17 protein-coding genes are annotated in these 16,978 nt (G+C 71.6%); 6 read left to right on the top strand and 11 right to left on the bottom strand.

What is annotated here, in order from left to right; all coding sequences use genetic code 11:
- Window positions 1-84: 84 nt before the first annotated feature.
- On the top strand, window positions 85-786 hold the full coding sequence (locus tag ACGF8A_RS03315) for a GntR family transcriptional regulator (protein WP_393103699.1): 702 nt from the start codon (window positions 85-87) through the stop codon (window positions 784-786).
- Window positions 787-909: 123 nt separating this feature from the next.
- Window positions 910-1,560: a hypothetical protein gene (locus ACGF8A_RS03310; RefSeq protein ID WP_393103697.1), complete on the top strand. Its 651-nt coding sequence runs from the start codon at window positions 910-912 to the stop codon at window positions 1,558-1,560.
- A 25-nt stretch (window positions 1,561-1,585) separates the two neighbouring features.
- Here ACGF8A_RS03310 and ACGF8A_RS03305 read toward each other — a convergent pair whose 3' ends face one another.
- Window positions 1,586-1,798 carry a hypothetical protein gene (locus tag ACGF8A_RS03305; RefSeq protein WP_393103695.1) on the bottom strand — a complete coding sequence of 71 codons (213 nt, stop codon included), beginning with the start codon at window positions 1,796-1,798 and terminating at the stop codon, window positions 1,586-1,588.
- A gap of 104 nt (window positions 1,799-1,902) precedes the next feature.
- On the bottom strand, window positions 1,903-3,186 hold the full coding sequence (locus ACGF8A_RS03300; protein ID WP_393103693.1) for an adenylosuccinate synthase: 1,284 nt from the start codon (window positions 3,184-3,186) through the stop codon (window positions 1,903-1,905).
- A 185-nt stretch (window positions 3,187-3,371) separates the two neighbouring features.
- Here ACGF8A_RS03300 and ACGF8A_RS03295 point away from each other — a divergent pair, with 185 nt between their 5' ends.
- A complete protein-coding gene (locus ACGF8A_RS03295) occupies window positions 3,372-4,217 on the top strand; it encodes a diacylglycerol kinase (RefSeq protein WP_393103691.1) in 846 nt (281 codons plus the stop codon).
- 45 nt (window positions 4,218-4,262) lie between these two features.
- Here ACGF8A_RS03295 and ACGF8A_RS03290 read toward each other — a convergent pair whose 3' ends face one another.
- Window positions 4,263-4,769: a GbsR/MarR family transcriptional regulator gene (locus ACGF8A_RS03290; protein ID WP_393103689.1), complete on the bottom strand. Its 507-nt coding sequence runs from the start codon at window positions 4,767-4,769 to the stop codon at window positions 4,263-4,265.
- Between the two features lie 102 nt (window positions 4,770-4,871).
- On the opposite strand from ACGF8A_RS03290, the gene ACGF8A_RS03285 reads away from it, so the two are divergent.
- On the top strand, window positions 4,872-5,786 hold the full coding sequence (locus ACGF8A_RS03285; protein ID WP_393103686.1) for an ATP-binding cassette domain-containing protein: 915 nt from the start codon (window positions 4,872-4,874) through the stop codon (window positions 5,784-5,786).
- Window positions 5,783-7,390 (top strand): ABC transporter permease, encoded by a 1,608-nt coding sequence (locus ACGF8A_RS03280; RefSeq protein ID WP_393103684.1) that lies wholly within the window; start codon window positions 5,783-5,785, stop codon window positions 7,388-7,390. Before ACGF8A_RS03285 ends, ACGF8A_RS03280 begins: the two co-directional genes overlap by 4 nt.
- Before the next feature lie 162 nt (window positions 7,391-7,552).
- Here ACGF8A_RS03280 and ACGF8A_RS03275 read toward each other — a convergent pair whose 3' ends face one another.
- The 8 genes from ACGF8A_RS03275 to ACGF8A_RS03240 form a co-directional block, all read right to left on the bottom strand.
- A complete protein-coding gene (locus ACGF8A_RS03275; protein ID WP_393103682.1) occupies window positions 7,553-8,773 on the bottom strand; it encodes a cytochrome P450 in 1,221 nt (406 codons plus the stop codon).
- A gap of 241 nt (window positions 8,774-9,014) precedes the next feature.
- Window positions 9,015-9,680: a response regulator gene (locus ACGF8A_RS03270; RefSeq protein ID WP_393103680.1), complete on the bottom strand. Its 666-nt coding sequence runs from the start codon at window positions 9,678-9,680 to the stop codon at window positions 9,015-9,017.
- On the bottom strand, window positions 9,677-11,023 hold the full coding sequence (locus tag ACGF8A_RS03265) for a sensor histidine kinase (protein WP_393103678.1): 1,347 nt from the start codon (window positions 11,021-11,023) through the stop codon (window positions 9,677-9,679). The genes ACGF8A_RS03270 and ACGF8A_RS03265 overlap by 4 nt, the downstream gene beginning before the upstream one ends.
- A 236-nt stretch (window positions 11,024-11,259) precedes the next feature.
- Complete coding sequence (locus ACGF8A_RS03260; RefSeq protein WP_393103676.1) at window positions 11,260-12,159, bottom strand: alpha/beta hydrolase family protein; 900 nt, start codon at window positions 12,157-12,159, stop codon at window positions 11,260-11,262.
- A 230-nt stretch (window positions 12,160-12,389) separates the two neighbouring features.
- Window positions 12,390-13,577, bottom strand: a complete 1,188-nt coding sequence (kynU, locus tag ACGF8A_RS03255; RefSeq protein WP_393103674.1) for a kynureninase — start codon at window positions 13,575-13,577, stop codon at window positions 12,390-12,392.
- Window positions 13,570-14,409, bottom strand: coding sequence for a tryptophan 2,3-dioxygenase family protein (locus tag ACGF8A_RS03250; RefSeq protein ID WP_393103672.1), 840 nt, complete (start codon window positions 14,407-14,409; stop codon window positions 13,570-13,572). The genes kynU and ACGF8A_RS03250 overlap by 8 nt, the downstream gene beginning before the upstream one ends.
- An 80-nt stretch (window positions 14,410-14,489) precedes the next feature.
- Window positions 14,490-14,699: a DUF3151 family protein gene (locus ACGF8A_RS03245; RefSeq protein WP_393103670.1), complete on the bottom strand. Its 210-nt coding sequence runs from the start codon at window positions 14,697-14,699 to the stop codon at window positions 14,490-14,492.
- 18 nt (window positions 14,700-14,717) lie between these two features.
- The gene (locus tag ACGF8A_RS03240; RefSeq protein ID WP_393103668.1) at window positions 14,718-16,166 is read right to left on the bottom strand and encodes a recombinase family protein; all 1,449 of its coding nucleotides are present in this window, start codon (window positions 16,164-16,166) and stop codon (window positions 14,718-14,720) included.
- Window positions 16,167-16,288: 122 nt separating this feature from the next.
- Here ACGF8A_RS03240 and ACGF8A_RS03235 point away from each other — a divergent pair, with 122 nt between their 5' ends.
- A complete protein-coding gene (locus ACGF8A_RS03235) occupies window positions 16,289-16,708 on the top strand; it encodes a DUF3151 domain-containing protein (protein WP_393103666.1) in 420 nt (139 codons plus the stop codon).
- The last annotated feature ends 270 nt before the right edge of the window (window positions 16,709-16,978 follow it).

The following is a 16,978-nucleotide window of genomic DNA, read 5'->3' as shown; positions in this document are numbered from 1 at the left end:
CGGGGATCCGACCGCGTATGGTGGCGTGCTCGTGGACCCGCACCACGAGCACGCCCCCACACGCGACGAGGAGACCGCCCGACCATGCCCGGCAACGGCGCCGTGACCCGCAGCACCCTGCGACAGCAGATCGCGGACGCGCTGCGCGACGAGGTGCTGGCCGGGCGGCTCCAGCCGGGTCAGGAGTTCACGGTCAAGGAGATCGCCGACCAGTACGGCGTCTCCGCGACGCCGGTGCGCGAGGCGCTGGTCGACCTGTCCGCGCAGGGCCTGCTCGACGCGCTCCAGCACCGGGGCTTCCGGGTGCGGGAGTACTCCTTCGCCGACTTCCGCGGACTGGTCGAGGCGCGCAGCCTGGTCATGGACGGCATGTTCCACGCCCTGGAGCGCGGCCGGGGCGGCCCGCCGCGGTTCCAGGACCCCGACGACCCGTACACGGCCGCCGCCCTCGCGGGTGTGCGGCGGCGTGGCGAGGAGGCGCAGCGCGCCGCCTGCGCCGGGGACCTCACCGTCCTGGTCGGCTACGACCTGCGCTTCTGGCGTGAGCTGGGCAGTCTGTTCGGCAACCCGTACCTGGTCGACTTCCTGCACCGGCTGCGCGTGCAGTCCTGGGTGTGCGCGGTGCAGCATCTGCGCCGGCTCCCCGATCTGCGCGGTCACCTGTGGACCGGCCACACCGAACTGATCGACGCGCTGTCGCGGCGCGACACCGACGCCGCACGCGCCCTCGTCGCCGAGCACAACGCGCACGCGCTGGCTCTGATCGAGCGGCTGGCCGACGTCTGACGTGGGTATGGGACCTGCACGCGGGGCCCCGCCCCGCGGCACACGGATTACCCTTCTTCGACCAACGTGCTATGCGCTGCCCGCGTCAACACCCGCGCCGCCTGCGTGAAGAGGAGCCCTCTTTTGGCCTGTGACCTGTGGCTGGTACCGCTCGTCGACGTGTTGTGCCACACCCCCGACAACCCGTTCGCCGAGGAACTCGCGCAATACAACAAGGTGCTCGCCGAGGCCGGGCTGCCGCCGGTGCCGGTGTACCAGTACATGCCGGGCCTGTCCGGCGAGGTCGCCCCCGTGGCCGGCTTCGACTACGACGCACTGCACTTCCTGCGCCGCGCGTATCTGCTCCAGGTGTGCGGCCTGCCGGTGACGCCGGTCGACGAACTGGGCGGCGACTACGAACAGCTTCTGGAGATGTTCGAGACGACGGCCCAGCAGTCCCATCTGGTCTGGCACTACGACCACGCCGGGGCGTACGTCCCCGTCGACTTCCCGCACCCGCTGGCGGACGACGAGCTCCTCGCGGGCGGCGGCCCGCTGGGCTCCTCGCAGGCGCTGCTGCGCGAGCTGGAGTTCGTGGCCCCGTCGATCGGCATCGACCCGGCCAACCCGCCTGCCGCCCCCCAAGCCCCTCCAGCTCCCACGGAGTTGGAGGAGCCCGCCGTTCCCGCACCGTACGACCCGAGCCCGTTCGCCCGTGAGCGCCACGTCTGGCTCGGCCTGCACGCGGCGGCGACGCGGAGCCTGGCGCAGGGGTCGATGATCGTGTTCAGCTGACCGGGCCGCCCTCCCGGGCCCCGCTTCAGGTCCGGCCGATGACGGTGACGGCAGGCGGCCACAGCACCCCGGCCGCCATCAGCAGGGACGGCCCGAGGTGGACCGGGCACACCTTCAGGGGCGCCCGGTTGTGGCGCGCGACCTCGAAGACCGCGGGGTCGGAGCACTCCGACCCCGCCGCGTCGGCCCCCTCTCCGCCGTACGGGCCATGGCACGGCACGATCCCGTGATTGCTCATACGCCGATTGCACCGCCCCCGACGGCCGCACGCCCGCCGGACGCACCCGGAGGGCGTAACGGCGGGCGTAACGGCGGGCGTGGGAAGGACGGCCGGACGGCCGGCTACAGGAACGAGTTGATCTCGATCGTCTCGTCCCGGCCCGGGCCCACGCCGATCGCGGAGACCGGGGCGCCGGACATCTCCTCCAGGGCCTTGACGTAGGCCTGCGCGTTCTTCGGCAGGTCGCCGAAGGACTTGGCCTTGCTGATGTCCTCCGACCAGCCGGGCAGCATCTCGTAGACGGGCTTCGCGTGGTGGAAGTCGGTCTGCGAGTACGGCAGCTCCTCGACCCGCTTGCCGTCGATTTCGTATGCCACGCAGACGGGGATCTGCTCCCAGCCGGTGAGGACGTCGAGCTTGGTGAGGAAGAAGTCCGTCAGGCCGTTCACGCGGGTCGCGTAGCGGGCGATCACCGCGTCGAACCAGCCGCAGCGGCGGTCACGGCCGGTGGTCACGCCCCGCTCACCGCCGATGCGGCGCAGCGCCTCGCCGTCCTCGTCGAAGAGCTCCGTCGGGAACGGGCCCGCGCCGACGCGGGTCGTGTACGCCTTGAGGATGCCGATGACGCGGCTGATCTTCGTGGGGCCGACACCGGCGCCCGTGCAGGCACCGCCCGCCGTGGGGTTGGACGACGTCACGAACGGATACGTGCCGTGGTCGATGTCCAGGAGGGTGCCCTGGCCGCCCTCGAAGAGGACCACCTTGTCCTCCTCCAGCGCCTGGTTCAGGACCAGGACGGTGTCGGAGACGAACGGGGCGAGCTTGTCCGCGTAGCCGAGCAGTTCCTCGACGACCTGGCCGACGGCGATCGCGCGGCGGTTGTAGAGCTTGGTGAGGATCTGGTTCTTGACGTCGAGCGCGGCCTCCACCTTCTGCGTGAGGATCGACTCGTCGTACAGGTCCTGGACCCGGATGCCGACGCGGTTGATCTTGTCGGCGTACGTCGGTCCGATGCCGCGGCCCGTGGTGCCGATCTTGCGCTTTCCGAGGAAGCGCTCCGTCACCTTGTCGACCGTCACGTTGTACGGCGTGATGATGTGCGCGTTACCGCTGAGCAGGAGCCTGGACGTGTCGACGCCACGCTCGTTCAGCCCGCTCAGCTCGGAGAGCAGGACAGACGGGTCGACGACGACGCCGTTGCCGATGACCGGCGTACAGCCGGGCGAGAGGATTCCGGAAGGGAGCAGGTGCAGTGCGTACTTCTGGTCGCCGACGACCACCGTGTGGCCGGCGTTGTTGCCGCCCTGGTAGCGCACTACGTAGTCGACCGACCCGCCTAGCAGGTCCGTCGCCTTTCCCTTGCCTTCGTCACCCCACTGAGCACCGAGCAGCACAAGTGCGGGCACGCGCGTACACCCCTTCCGGGCGGGGCATGTCCAAGGTCAGGGGCGAACGCGGTGGTCTTGCCGCCGCGTGCCCCGCGGCCGTCGTTGGCCGCGACCGTCGGACCGGATGCCCCGGAATAGACGAAGCCCCTGGCGCAATAGCGCAAGGGGCTCTTGCACAAAGATGCTACCCGAGGAAGCGAGGCATGACCGAGGTGGCGACTTCTCCGACGTCCGATCAGCTGCTGGTGATCATCGATCCGGTCGCTCGGAGGACGGACGGGGAGTCCGTCCGCATCGCGAAGGACGTGCTCAGCGCGGGTGCGGCCGCCAAGGTGTGCCTGCCGGACGGACCGGAGGAATTCGCCCGGGCGCTGGCCCGCAGGGGCTCACGGCGGCCGGTGGTGATCGGCGACGACCGCGCCCTGGTGCGGACGGTGGCCCTGCTGCACCGGCAGCGGGAGCTGGCCGGAAGTGTGCTGTCGGTCGTCCCGGTGGGGCCCTCCCTCGGGCTCATGGCGGCCCTGGGGGTGCCGGGGAGTGCGGTCTCGGCGGCGCGGACGGTGCTGGAGGGGGTCGAGCGGCGGCTGGACCTGCTCGTCGACGACAGCGACGGGGTGGTGCTGGGGGCGCTGCGGATCCCGCCGGTGCCGCTGGACGAGGACACGCCCTCGGCGCGGGCGCCCTGGCTGCGGACGTGCCAGTCCCTCGTACGCACCCTGGTGGCGGCCCGTCCTGCGCGGGTGCCGTCGGTGTCCGCGCCGGGGCCCGCGCGGCTGCGGATCGAGGTCGACGGATCGACGCTGGTCGATCTGGACCAGCCGGTCGAGGCAGTGTCCGTCGCCCCGGACGGCTCCGGCGCGGCGGAGATCGAGGTGCGCCCGCTGTCGGTGGGCGCGGAGGCGACGCCGCTGCGCGCGGAGGGACGGACGGTGACCGTCTCGGGAGCGGACTTCCGCTACCGCTCGGACGCGGGCGTGAGCGGCCCGGTACGGACACGGACGTGGCGGGTGCGGGAGGGGGCGTGGGGGCTGACGTTGCCGGGGCGGTGAGGAGATTGCGGTAAGGGGATTGCGGTAAGGGGCCGCCTCGCGCCGTCAGCCGCGGCCGAAGACCTTCTCGCGGTGCGCGCGCCAGCGTTCCATCAGCGCCTCCAGCTCCCCCTCCAGGTACTCGAAGAAGGCGAGCGTCTCGGCGAGCCGGCGGCCGGCCGGGGTGCCGGCGCCCAGGCTGTCGACGCCGTCCCGCAGGGCGTCCTCCCAGCGCTTGAGCACGGCCTCGCGGTTGGTGAGCGCCTCGTACCACTGGTCGCCGTGCACCCGGTACCGCTCCCGGCGCGAACCGGGCTCCCGCTCGCGCGAGACCATGTGGACCTGCGCCAGGTAGCGCACCGCGCCGGAGACCGCGGCGGGCGAGATCTGCAACTGTTCACCCAGCTCGGCGGAGGTGAGGGCACCGGCGTCGGAGGCGAGCAGGGCGGCGAAGACGCGCGACGGCATCCTCGGCATCCCGGCCTCCACGAGCTGCGCGGCGAAGTGCTCGACGAAACGGCCGACGGCCTCCGGATTCCGCCGATCCGCCCCGCTCACACCCGCTTCCGTCATCCCGGCATCATCTCCCCTGCTCAACGCCCTCCCCTGAGTGTACCGACGATTCATACGTTTCCTTAACTTCACAAATTTCTGAAGCCCGCGTACGTTCATGCCATGACCAAGGCAATCACCGTCTCCGGCCTGCACAAGTCGTTCGGCCGGACCCATGCGCTCGACGGCCTCGACCTCGACGTCGAGTCCGGTGAGGTACACGGCTTCCTCGGCCCGAACGGGTCGGGCAAGTCCACCACCATCCGCGTCCTGCTCGGCCTGCTCCGCGCCGACTCCGGCGCCGCCCAGGTCCTCGGCGGCAATCCCTGGACCGACGCGGTCGAACTGCACCGCCGGATCGCGTACGTCCCCGGCGACGTGACCCTGTGGCGCAACCTCTCCGGCGGCGAGGTCATCGACCTGTACGGCCGTCTGCGCGGCGGCCTGGACAAACGGCGCCGCGCGGAGCTGACGGAGCGGTTCGAGCTGGACCCGACCAAGAAGGGCCGCACGTACTCCAAGGGCAACCGGCAGAAGGTCGCCCTCGTCGCCGCCTTCGCCTCGGACGTCGACCTGCTGATCCTGGACGAGCCGACCTCGGGCCTCGACCCGCTGATGGAGGAGGTCTTCCGGCGCTGCGTCGCCGAGGAGCGGGAGCGCGGCCGGACGGTCCTGCTCTCCTCCCACATCCTGAGCGAGGTCGAGGAGCTGTGCGACCGGGTCAGCATCATCCGCAAGGGCCGCACGGTGGAGACCGGTTCGCTCGCCGACCTGCGCCATCTGACCCGCACCAGCGTGACCGCCGAGCTGGCCGGTCCGCCCAACGGGCTGTCGCATCTGCCCGGCGTGCACGACCTCGACGTACAGGGACGCAGGGTCCGCCTCCAGGTCGACACCGACAAGCTGAACGACGTACTGAAGTCCCTCAGCGCTTCCGGCGTACGGTCCCTGACCTCGACGCCGCCCACCCTGGAGGAGCTGTTCCTGCGGCACTACCAGCAGGAGACCGACGAGCACGCAGAGGTGGCCGCGCGATGACCGCCACGACCTTCGCGGTACGGGGCACCGGGTCACGTCAACTGGCGGGCACCGGCACTCTGTTGCGCTTCGCGCTGCGCCGCGACCGGGCCATGATCCCGATCTGGGTCGGTGTGAACGCCCTGATGGTGCTGTCCATGCCGAACACCCTCGAGGGCCTGTACGGCACCGCCGCCGAACGCGCCGGCCTGGTCCGCCAGATGGAGACCAACGCCTCCCTGCGCGCCATGATCGGCCCGGTCTTCGGCGACTCGCTCGGCGCGCTGACCGCGTGGCGGGCCGGTGTGTACGCCGGTGTGCTCGCCGCGGTGATGAGCCTGCTGATCGTCGTACGGCACACGCGGGACGAGGAGGAGAGCGGCCGGCAGGACATGATCTCGGCCGGGATGGTGGGCCGCCGGGCCCCGCTGACGGCGACGCTGCTGACCGCTCTCGTGGCGAACGGGGTGCTGGCGCTGCTGGTGGCCGGCGGCCTGGCCGGTCAGGGCACGAGCGGCGCCCTCGCCCTCGGACTCGGGATCGCGGGCGTCGGCATGTTCTTCGCGACGACGGCGGCGATCGTCGCCCAGTTCACGCACAGCGCGCGGCTGGCCCGCGGACTGGCGGCCGGGCTGCTCGGCGCGGCCTTCGCGCTGCGCGCGGCGGGCGACTCGGCGACGGACGACGGTTCCTCGCCGCTGACCTGGGCGTCGCCGCTCGGCTGGCTGGAGAACCTACGGCCGTTCGCGGCCGAACGCTGGTGGGTGCTGCTGCTGTTCGCCGGTGCGGCGGTGGCGCAGGGCGCGGTGGCGTACGGGCTCTCCGGTCGGCGGGACGTCGGCATGAGCTTCCTGCCGAGCCGGCCGGGTCCGGCCGAGGGGCGGCTCGGTACGGCCGGTGCGCTGGCCTGGCGGTTGCAGCGGGGCAGTGTGCTCGGCTGGAGCATCGGATTCCTCCTCGCCGGGGTGGTGTACGGCGGGATGGCCGAGGGCGCGGCTGACCTGGTCGGCGACAACGACAGCGCCCGGGAGATCTTCCAGCGGATGGGCGGCCGGTCCGGCCTGACGGACGCGTTCCTCGCGGCGATGGTGGGGATGCTCGGCCTGGTCGCCGCCCTGTACGTCGTGGCGTCGGTGCTGCGGCTGCACGGCGAGGAGACGTCGGGGCGGGCGGAGCCGGTGCTGGCGAACGCGGTCGGGCGGCTGCGGTGGGCGGCGGGGCACCTGGTCGTGGCCTTCGGCGGTTCCGTGCTGCTGATGCTGCTGGCGGGGCTGGGCCTCGCGGCCGGCCACGGCAGGTCGGCCGGCCCGATCCTGGGGGCCTGCCTGGTGCAGCTCCCGGCGATCTGGGTGATCGGCGGGGTGGCGGTACTGCTGCACGGGGTGTCGCCGCGGTCGGCGACGGCGGCGTGGGGTGCGGCCGGGGCGGTCGTGCTGATCGGCTGGATCGGTCCCGCGCTGGACGTCCCTCAGACGGTGCTGGATGTGTCACCGTTCGGGCATCTTCCGAAGATGCCGGGTGGGGAGATGGAGTGGGGGGCGGTGTCGGTGCTGACCGGGCTGGCGGTGGTGCTGGTCGCCGGGGGGCTGATGGGCTTGCGCCGGCGGGACGTGATCAGCAGCTGACGGTTCGGCCACGGTCGACGACTTCTTGAGGCCCTCGGTGTCGGGATCGATGCCGACGGGGGACGGGAGGCCGACCTCGGCGCCGATCGTCACCGTCTGGATGTCCCGTTACCTGCCCTGCGCCCGGTCGCCCCGACCGACGAAGCGATCGGCAGGAGCAGATCAGCCGACCTCCACGCTCAGCCCCTCCAGCCCCCGGATCACGAAGTTCGGCTTCCTCTTCGGCTCCGCCGCCGGCCGCAGGGCCGGGGCCCGCTCCAGCAGCGCCCGCATCGACGCCGCCAGCTCGATGCGGGCCAGCGGGGCCCCGATGCAGTAGTGGATGCCGGCGCTGAAGGAGATGTGGGGGTTGTCCCGGCGGGTGAGGTCCAGGCGTTCCGGCGCGGCGAAGACCTGGTCGTCGTGGTTCGCGGAGCCGAAGAGCATCGCGATCTCCGCGCCCCTCGGGATCATGGTGCCGTCGATCTCGATCTCGTCGAGGACCCAGCGCTCGAAGAGCTGGAGCGGGGTGTCGTAGCGCATCAGCTCCTCGACGGCGGAGGGGACGAGGGAGTGGTCGGCGCGCAGGGCGGCCAGCTGGCCGGGGTCGCGGAACAATGCCCACCAGCCGTTGACCGTGGCGTTCACCGTGGCTTCGTGACCCGCGTTCAGCAGCAGTACCGCCGTCGAGATCATCTCCTGCTCGGTGAGCCGGTCGCCCTCGTCGTGCGCCGCGATCAGCCCGGAGATGAGATCCTCGCCGGGGGCCTTGCGGCGCTGGGCGATCAACTCCCGGAGGTAGTCCGAGAACTCGACCGACGCCCGCACCGCGCGTGCCGCCGTCTCCTGCGACGGGTTCAGCTCGTACATCCCGCAGATGTCCGCCGACCAGGGGCGCAGTGGCGCCCGGTCCGGCTCGGGGATGCCGAGCATCTCGGCGATCACCGCGACCGGCAGCGGCTCCGCCACGTCCGTCAGCAGGTCCCCGCCGCCCGCCTCCGCCAGCGCCGCGACGAGTTCGCCGGCCAGCTTGTCCACGTACGGCTTCAGCCGCTCCACCGTGCGTGGTGTGAAGGCCTTCGACACCAGGCGCCGGATCCGCGTGTGGTCCGGCGGTTCCAGATCCAGCATCCCGTGGTCGTTCAGCGTGTGGAACGGCTCGTGCTCCGGCTCGGGCGCGGTGCGGCCGAAGTCCTCGTGCGTGAAGCGGTGCTGGTAGGTCCGGCCAAGGCGCCGGTCGCGCAGCAGCGCCGAGACGTCCGCGTGGTGCGGGACCAGCCACTGGTCCGTGGGCTCGAAGTAGAACACCCGGCCCCGGGCGCGCAGCTCCGCGTAGGCGGGGTACGGGTCGGCCAGGAACGCCGGGTCCCACGGGTCGAAGGCGAGGTCCGAAGCAGCTGCCATGGACGGACGCTAGCCCGGAAGCACGCTCGTTGACCAGGGTGTTCCAGCGAGGGACGCAAGGCATGCCACCGGCCGCCGATCGGCCCCCGCCACCGAACGGAACATCGGGAAGAGTGGGCATCTTGTACTTGGAGGAGTTGTCATGCAGGTGGCCGTGGTGCGCGCCGTCCACACGGGCGAGGCCGCACTGCACTGACGCCCACCCCCGGGCGCGGCGCCCTGCTCGACGCCGATGCGCGGCTCAGCCCGGCGTCACCAACCGCGCCTCGTACGCGAACACCGCCGCCTGCGTGCGGTCCCGCAGGCCCAGCTTCACCAGGATGCGGCTGACGTGGGTCTTGATCGTCGACTCGGCCACGACCAGCCGCTCGGCTATCTCCGAGTTCGACAGGCCCTGGGCGATCAGCACCAGCACCTCCGTCTCCCGCTCGGTCAGGTCCCCGTACGCCGCCTGCGCGGAGGCCGGGATGCCGGGGGCGTCGGACAGCTTCGAGAACTCCGTGATCAGCCGCCTGGTGACGGACGGGGCCAGCAGTGCCTCGCCCGCGGCCACCACCCGGACCCCGTCGGCGAGCTGCCGTGCCGAGGCGTCCTTGAGCAGGAAGCCCGACGCTCCCGCCCGCAGCGCCTGGTACACGTACTCGTCGAGGTCGAACGTCGTCAGCACCAGCACCTTCGCCGCGCCGTCCGCGGCGATGATCTCCCGGGTCGCCTCGATGCCGCTCAGCTCGGGCATCCGGATGTCCATCAGCACGACGTCCGGCGCCAGTTCACGGACCTTCTCGACCGCCTCCCGGCCGTTGACCGCCTCGCCGACGACCTCGAAGTCCGGCATCGCGTTCAGCAGGACCGAGAAGCCCTCGCGCACCATCATCTGGTCGTCTGCGATCAGCACGCGGATCGTCATGCGTCACCTTCGCTCACCGTGGCCACCGGCAGGAACACCGTCACCTCGTAGCCGCCCTCGTCGGTGCGGCCGGCCGTCATCTGGCCGTTCAGCATGGTGACGCGCTCGCGCATCCCCGTGATGCCGTGGCCCGCGCCGGGGGAGGGCTTGACCAGGGCGGGCGCCGGGGGCGAGCCGTTGACTATGCGCAGGCCCAGCCCGCCGAGGACATAGCCGATCTCGACCCGGGCGCTCGCTCCGGGCGCGTGCCGCAAGGTGTTGCTCAACGCTTCCTGGACTATTCGGTAGGCCGAGAGTTCCACGCCCTGGGGAAGCTCGCGCACCGCCCCGGTCACCGTCTTGTCGACGGTCAGGCCCGCGTCCCGCACGTTGGCCAGCAGCGCGTCCAGGTCGGCGAGGGCGGGCTGCGGGGCCTCGGGCGCCTCGTAGTCCTCGGCGCGCACGACGCCCAGGACACGGCGGAGCTCGGTCAGCGCCGCCACCGCGTTCTCCCGGATGGTGACGAAGGCGTGCTCCAGCTCCGGCGGCGGGTTCTCCACCCGGTAGGGCGCGGCCTCCGCCTGGATGGCGACGACCGACATGTGGTGGGCGACGACGTCGTGCAACTCGCGGGCGATCGTCGTGCGCTCCTCCAGCAGCGTGCGGCGGGAACGCTCGTGCTCGGTGACCGTCTGCTGGGCGGTCACCTCCTGCCTGGCCTCACGGCGTATGTGCAGCACGGAGACGAACAGCAGGATGAACGCCGACATCACCAGCATCGGGCCGCTGTTGCTGTCGTAGTAGCCGGAGCTGAGGAGGGAGTCCGCGAGGAACGCGTAGACCGCGGTCAGCGCCCACATCCACGCGGCCGTACGAGGCCGGGTGCGCACGGCGACGATCGTCAGCACGGTCAGATGGGCGACGAGGCTGCCGGGGGGCCAGGGCCACTCGTACCAGCCGCCGTAGAAAATTCCGGAGACCGGAGCCGCGGCCATGGACACCCAGAAGGCGCCGACGGGGCGGACGAGGGTCAGCAGGACCGGAGCGAGCGCGAGGAGGCCGACGAGTCCGTCGAGGCTCCCCCCGTGACTCGACTCGAACCCGACGAGCATCGCCAGCAGGCCCGCCGACGTCACCACCGCGTGCGGCGTCCACGCCGCGTACTGCCGCAGCCGGCCCTTCAGCCGGCGTGTCATCGGCCCGTCGAGGCTCATGCGGGGCAGCGGACGGTAGGCGAAGGCGTCGTGGAACAGATCCTGGCGCAGCCCCCGCAGGGCATCCAGGGCCAGCCGGTACTCGGGGCTGCGCGCCGCGGCACCGCTGGGCGGTGTCGGGGGCCTGTGCGTCTGGGTCGTCTCGGTCACGTTCAGAACGGTACGGCGAGGCCGGCGTCGCGGTCGTCACCAGTGAGAGGGGTCCTTCGGGGTCCCTCTCAGGTACTACGGGTCGGCCCTGACGGCCCGGCCGGTCGCGTCGGTCAGTAGCCGGTGGGCCTGACCAGGAACGCCGAGCACTCCGGCCCCACAGCTCAAGCGCCCCAGCACACACCGGTCCACGCGCGAGGCGCCTTCGCGCGAGGCGCCTTCGCGCGAGGCCGCCTTCACCAGGCCAGCTGCGCGATCTCCTCCGCCACCACCGCGCAGGCGTCCGCCGCCGGATCGATCAGCGGGAAGTGCCCGGCGCCCTCCAGGAGGGTCACCCCCACGACCTCCCCCGCCTTCGCCGCCGCGTCCGCGTACGACTCGGCGACGGCCTGCGGCACCACCACGTCGGAACGTCCCTGGACGAGCGTCGTCGCGATGCCGGTGGGCAGCAGCAGCGCCGGGTCGGCATACGGCTGCCGTTGCGCGAAGTGCTCCTGGCCGCCCAGGAGCTGAACCGCCGCGCCTCCGCAGACGTCGAGCTTCGCGGCCACGGCGAAGTCGGCGATCGGGGCCAGGGCCACGACACCCCGCAGCGGCGCGGGACGGTCCGTACGCCACGGCGCGTCCGCCGGGAGCAGGTGCCGGGCAGCCGCCCACAGTGCCAGCTGCCCGCCCGCCGAGTGCCCTGTGATCACCGTACGGCGGAGGTCGGCCTGCGGCACGGCCTCCCGTGCGAGGGCGGGCAGCGCGTCCAGTGCGGCGGCGATGTCGTCGAAGGTCTCCGGCCAGCGACCGGCGAGGGGCCCCTCGGAACCGCCGGACGCACCCGTATCCGCGTCGGCCCCCCTGCGGTACTCGACGCTCGCGACAGCGAACCCCCGTCGGGCGAGGAAGTCCGCGAACGGGCTGATGTGCCGGCGGTCGTACGGCGCCCGCCACGCGCCCCCGTGCAGCACCACGACGAGCGGGGCCACGGCCGCGGGCCCGGCGGCTTCCGCGCCGCGCGGGGCGTAGAAGTCGATCACCTGGTCGGGGTGGTCGCCGTAGGCCGCCGTGGCGTCGGGGTGGACGGCCGCGTGCGAGAAGGCGGATTCCTCCTCGGCGGCGGCCCGGGCTGCTGCGGCGTCGTCCGGCATGCTCCAACCTCTCAGCGGCGTAACGGGTTTGGCGGACCAGGGGTATGCGGCCGTTGGCCGGGACCGTATCAGGCCGGTGACGTGGGGCTGCACGCGGATGTCACGCTCGGTGAGGAGTCTGCAAACGGTTCCACGGTCGCCGAGCCGCGGAGCGCGCCGCACGGGCCGCGTACGCGGGGCCGCCGTGGCGGGGGTGTACGTCAGCGGGTGAGCAGCACTCGCACCCGCGACTAGGCGCCCAGCACCTCCCCCAGCACCCGCGCCGCCCGCTCCACGTCCCCGAAGCCCACGTACAGCGGCGTGAAGCCGAAGCGCAGGATGTCCGGGGCCCGGTAGTCGCCGACCACGCCGCGTCCGATCAGCCGCCTCATCACGTCCCCGGCGTCCGCGCACCGCAACGCCACCTGGCTGCCGCGCTGGTCGTGGGCGAGCGGAGTCACCGGCTCCACGCGCCCGGCCGGCACGTGCTCACCCACGCACTCCAGGAAGAAGTCCGTCAGGGCGAGGGACTTCTCACGCACCGCCTCGACCGGGACGCCGTCCCACACCTCCAGCGCGGCCTCCAGGGCCAGCATCGAGAGGATGTCCGGCGTGCCGACGCGACCGCGGACCGCGCCGGGCGCCGGTTCGTAGGCGCCGCGCATGCCGAAGGGCTCGGCGTGCGAGTTCCACCCCGGCAGCGGCGAGTCGAAGCGGTCCTGGAGATCGGCCCGTACATAGAGGTACGCCGGTGAACCCGGCCCCCCGTTCAGGTACTTGTACGTGCACCCGACCGCCAGATCCACCCCGTGGTCGTCCAGCCCCACGGGCAACGCGCCCGCGCTGTGGCACAGGTCCCAGACGGCCACCGCACCCGCCCCGTGCACCGCGGCCGTCAGCGAGGGCAGGTCGTGCAGCCGTCCCGTGCGGTAGTCGACGTGGTTGAGCAGCACCGCGGCGGTGCGACCCGACAGGGCGGCACCCACCTCGCCCGGCTCGACCGCCCGCAGCGCGCGGCCAGTCAAGCGTGCCGCCGACGCGGCGATGTACCCGTCCGTGGGGAAGGTGGTGGCGTCCACGAGGATCTCGTCCCGACCGTCACCGGCGATGCGGACCGCGGCCACCAGTGCCTTGAAGACGTTGACGCTGGTCGAGTCGCCCACGACGATCTGGCCGGGCGCCGCGCCGACCAGCGGGGCGATCCGGTCGCCGATCCGCTCCGGCGCCGTCCACCAGCCGCTCTCCTCCCAGGAGCGGATGCGCAGTTCACCCCACTGTCTGCGGACCACGTCCGCCACCCGGTCGGGGACGTGCGCGGGCAGCGCGCCGAGGGAGTTGCCGTCCAGGTAGACCACGTCGTCGAGGACGAAACGGGAGCGCAGCGGGGCCAGTTCGTCCGCCGCGTCCAGCTTCTGGGCCCGCAGGGCGAGTTCAGACATACGACCGCGCCGTCCACAGCTCGGGGAACACGTTCTTGCGGGCGCGCTTCTCCAGCCAGGCCACCCCGGCCGAGCCGCCCGTGCCGGCCTTCGCGCCCATCGCGCGGCGGGTGGCGACCAGGTGGTCGTTGCGCCAGCGCCACACCAGTTCCGCCACATCGGTCAGCGCCTCGCCGAGGCGCACGAGTTCGGCGTTCTGGTCACCGGTGTAGACGGCGGCCCACACCGCCTCGACCTCGTCCGACGGCTCGTAACGCCGTGACACGTCGCGCCGCAGCACGGACTCCGGGACGGCGTGGCCGCGCCGCGCGAGCAGCCGCAGCACCTCGTCGTAGAGGCTGGGCTCGTGCAGCGCCTTCTCCAGCTCGGCGTGCACGCGGGGCGCGCCCCGGTGCGGGACCAGCATGGACGCCGACTTGTCGCCGAGCAGGAACTCCATCCGCCGGTACATCGCGGACTGGAATCCGGAGCCCTCGCCGAGGGCCGAGCGGTACGAGTTGAACTGGGCGGGCGTCAGTTGCCCGAGCGGCGTCCAGGAGGCGTTCAGCGCCTCCAGCTCGCGGACGGAACGCTTCAGCGCCGAGACCGCCACCGGTACGTCGTCCTCGCGGAGCGCCTTCGCGGCGGTCTCCCACTCATGGACGATGACGGTGAACCACAGCTCCATCACCTGGGTGGTGACCAGGAAGACCATCTCTCCGGGATCGTCGGAGAGGGTGTGCTGGAGGTGGGTGAGCACGTCCGCCTTGACGTAGTCCTCGTACGGCGTCGTGCCCTCGAAATCGAGATGCGGGGTCTCGGGCTCCTGCGTTTCGTGAGCCTCATGGGACATCGCTGTCTCCTGTTGTTACTCCGGGTAGCGGTCCGCCCCTGCCGTTACCGACACGGGGGCCCCGGTCCCCACCCGCATCCTCAGGGATGCCCCGCAACATCGCAAGGCCGGTCTGGATCACAGACGGGCCTGCGAAAGGACGCCTGGCCCAGCGTCTGTGCCGCCGTGGGCGAGGAGCCCTTCAGGAACTGGGTGCAGTGTTCGTACTCCTGCTGCTCACCGATCGAACCAGCCGCACGGGCGAGCGCGTGCAGGCACGCAGAAGGTCGCGGTTCGGCTCGTGCCCGCACGGGCCCGGCTTCCGTCTGTCACCTGAGCACCGGCTCGATGTCCGCAGGATCAAAGATCGGCCCGTTCGAGGAGGGCTTGATGATGATCGCGCGGAAGACCTTGAGGACTGCGGCACGCTGCTGCTCGATCGTCAGCTCCTCCCACCGTTCCCGTATGTCAATGGGCCCGGCGGCAATGGTCGCGGCCTCGGCCCGGTGCACAGCGCGCTCCCTTTGCAGGTCCGCAATCTGCTTCTCCAAGTCCTCGGTGAGCGCGATGTAGCGGGCGGCCGACAGCCGCTTGGCCTGCCACGCCTGCTTGAACTCGGCCATATCCCTTTCCAGCGAGGCGAGATCCTCCTCCTTGGTCCACGCCGGCGCGCGCTCCGGAACGGTTGCCAGGGCCTTGTCCGAGCTGATGAAGACGGCGTTCCTGACGAGACGGTCGACCGGCTCCCCCGCCCTGGCCACGCCCCCGCATCCCCCGTCGTTCTTGCCGGGACACGCGTACCGGAACTGCGACGAGGTCTTCGACTTCCGGTACGACGGGAACGCGCGCATCTTCGTACCGCATCGTCCGCACCGTGCGATGCCGGAGAGCAGGTACTTGGTGGCGTAGTCCCGTGCCGCCCGCCCCTCCGACTCCTTGCGGATCTTCTCCATGAGCAGGTACCACTCCTGCGGAGTGATGACTGGCTCCCAGTCCCCGGCGACCGGGGCACCCTGCTCGTCCAGGAACAACTCCCCTCGGTGCATGCGGTAACCGCAGATCCGCGGGTTCATCAGCATCCGTTTGATCTTGGAGTCGTCGAAGAAGCCACCGCTGTGCGACCTGATCCCCTTGTCCCGCCACGCACGCGCGATCGACGCCCAACGGATGCCGTCCAGGAAGTCCTTCACCGCCTTGCGGAGGTTCTCGGCCTCTTCCGGCACCAGCGTCCTGCGGTCCTCGCGGTCCCATCCGTACGGCGCCCGACCACCAGGAAGCTTGCCCTTCGCCGCCAGCTCCAGGTGCTTGCGCTTCGTCCGCTTCGACGTGTCCGCCGAGGACTTGTCGGCGACGGTGACCTTGATCCGTGCGATGAACCGGCCGTTCTCCGTGGACAGGTCGATGTCCGACGCCGATACCGAGTCGAAGACGAGGTGGCGCTTCCGGCGCTCCGCATCCTCGTACTCGTCGATCCATGCCTCCAGTTCACGCGGCTGGCGCGTGAAGCGGTCGATGTCCCAGGCGACGACTCCGTCGATCCGCCCGGCCTTGAGGTCCTCCAGCATCCGACGGAACTCCGGGCGCACGGTCTTGCGCTTGTACGCCGAGAGGTCGTTGTCCTCGTAAACCCTGGCCACCTCCCAGCCCCTGGCGGCACAGTGCAGTCGGCAGTCCTCCTCCTGCCGCGCGACGCCCAGCCCCTCGGCCTCGTCGTCCTTGCTGATCCGGGTGTAGATGCCCACCTGTACGCCCCCGGAGGACCCCCGTCGTGCGGTCATGCGCCGGATCGTCGCATACGGCGAACAGGTACATCAACCGCCATTCTCATCTGTCCTCGATCCGCGGCCCTTCTCTCCCGTAGGTGTCCCGGATGCCTGGCCACAAGTGGCAGACTGGCGGCATGACGACCCACAAGAACTTGCTCGGCGGCCCAGATCCGACTCACCTCCCGGAGAACGAGGAGGCGTACCGCCTGCTGGGCGAGGAGTCCCTGTCACCGGCCGAGGTCGCGGCGAAGCACCCCACGTTCTCGCTCGCCTGGGCCATGCTCGCCGACGACGCCTTCGAGGGGGGACGAGTGGTCGAGTCGTACGCGTACGCGCGCACCGGCTATCACCGCGGCTTGGACGCGCTGCGCCGGGCCGGATGGAAGGGGCATGGGCCCATCCCTTGGGAGCACCGCGCCAATCGCGGGTTCCTGCGCTGCCTCGCCGCCCTCGCCCGCGCCGCCGGCGAGATCAACGAGAAGGACGAGGCGGAGCGTTGCTGGCAGTTCCTTCAGGACAGCAGCGCCGAGGCGTACGCCGAGCTGAAGCGCTAGCAGTCACCGCGGCTCGAAAGAATGTGCCGCCGCTTCTCAGTCTCACGCAGCGGCGGCACGCAGCGCACGACCACATGTAGCACCCTTCGCCGGCCGGCTGTGCCCAGGCCAGCGAGGACGACGTGGGGTACTGCGCCGCGACCCCGGCGGCGCCACACCTCAGCCGACCCCGCCCCGCTCCCCCGACGCTGGCCCTCCACCGACCCCGCCCCGCTCCCCCGACGCTGGCCCTCCACCGACCCCGCCCCGCTCCCCGGCGCCACACACCCG

Source organism: Streptomyces sp. NPDC047706 (assembly GCF_043204795.1).
Taxonomy (GTDB): domain Bacteria; phylum Actinomycetota; class Actinomycetes; order Streptomycetales; family Streptomycetaceae; genus Streptomyces.
This window is presented reverse-complemented; position numbering and strand designations above follow the sequence as displayed.

Excerpts from the sequence above, each read along its gene's own strand:
- ACGF8A_RS03305 (WP_393103695.1), bottom strand. The coding sequence starts at position 1,798 with ATGAGCAATCACGGGATCGTGCCGTGCCATGGCCCGTACGGCGGAGAG.
- ACGF8A_RS03270 (WP_393103680.1), bottom strand. The coding sequence starts at position 9,680 with ATGACGATCCGCGTGCTGATCGCAGACGACCAGATGATGGTGCGCGAG.
- ACGF8A_RS03250 (WP_393103672.1), bottom strand. The coding sequence starts at position 14,409 with ATGTCCCATGAGGCTCACGAAACGCAGGAGCCCGAGACCCCGCATCTC.
- kynU (WP_393103674.1), bottom strand. The coding sequence starts at position 13,577 with ATGTCTGAACTCGCCCTGCGGGCCCAGAAGCTGGACGCGGCGGACGAA.
- ACGF8A_RS03280 (WP_393103684.1), top strand. The coding sequence starts at position 5,783 with ATGACCGCCACGACCTTCGCGGTACGGGGCACCGGGTCACGTCAACTG.
- ACGF8A_RS03235 (WP_393103666.1), top strand. The coding sequence starts at position 16,289 with ATGACGACCCACAAGAACTTGCTCGGCGGCCCAGATCCGACTCACCTC.
- ACGF8A_RS03240 (WP_393103668.1), bottom strand. The coding sequence starts at position 16,166 with ATGACCGCACGACGGGGGTCCTCCGGGGGCGTACAGGTGGGCATCTAC.
- ACGF8A_RS03260 (WP_393103676.1), bottom strand. The coding sequence starts at position 12,159 with ATGCCGGACGACGCCGCAGCAGCCCGGGCCGCCGCCGAGGAGGAATCC.
- ACGF8A_RS03275 (WP_393103682.1), bottom strand. The coding sequence starts at position 8,773 with ATGGCAGCTGCTTCGGACCTCGCCTTCGACCCGTGGGACCCGGCGTTC.
- ACGF8A_RS03315 (WP_393103699.1), top strand. The coding sequence starts at position 85 with ATGCCCGGCAACGGCGCCGTGACCCGCAGCACCCTGCGACAGCAGATC.
- ACGF8A_RS03285 (WP_393103686.1), top strand. The coding sequence starts at position 4,872 with ATGACCAAGGCAATCACCGTCTCCGGCCTGCACAAGTCGTTCGGCCGG.
- ACGF8A_RS03295 (WP_393103691.1), top strand. The coding sequence starts at position 3,372 with ATGACCGAGGTGGCGACTTCTCCGACGTCCGATCAGCTGCTGGTGATC.
- ACGF8A_RS03290 (WP_393103689.1), bottom strand. The coding sequence starts at position 4,769 with ATGACGGAAGCGGGTGTGAGCGGGGCGGATCGGCGGAATCCGGAGGCC.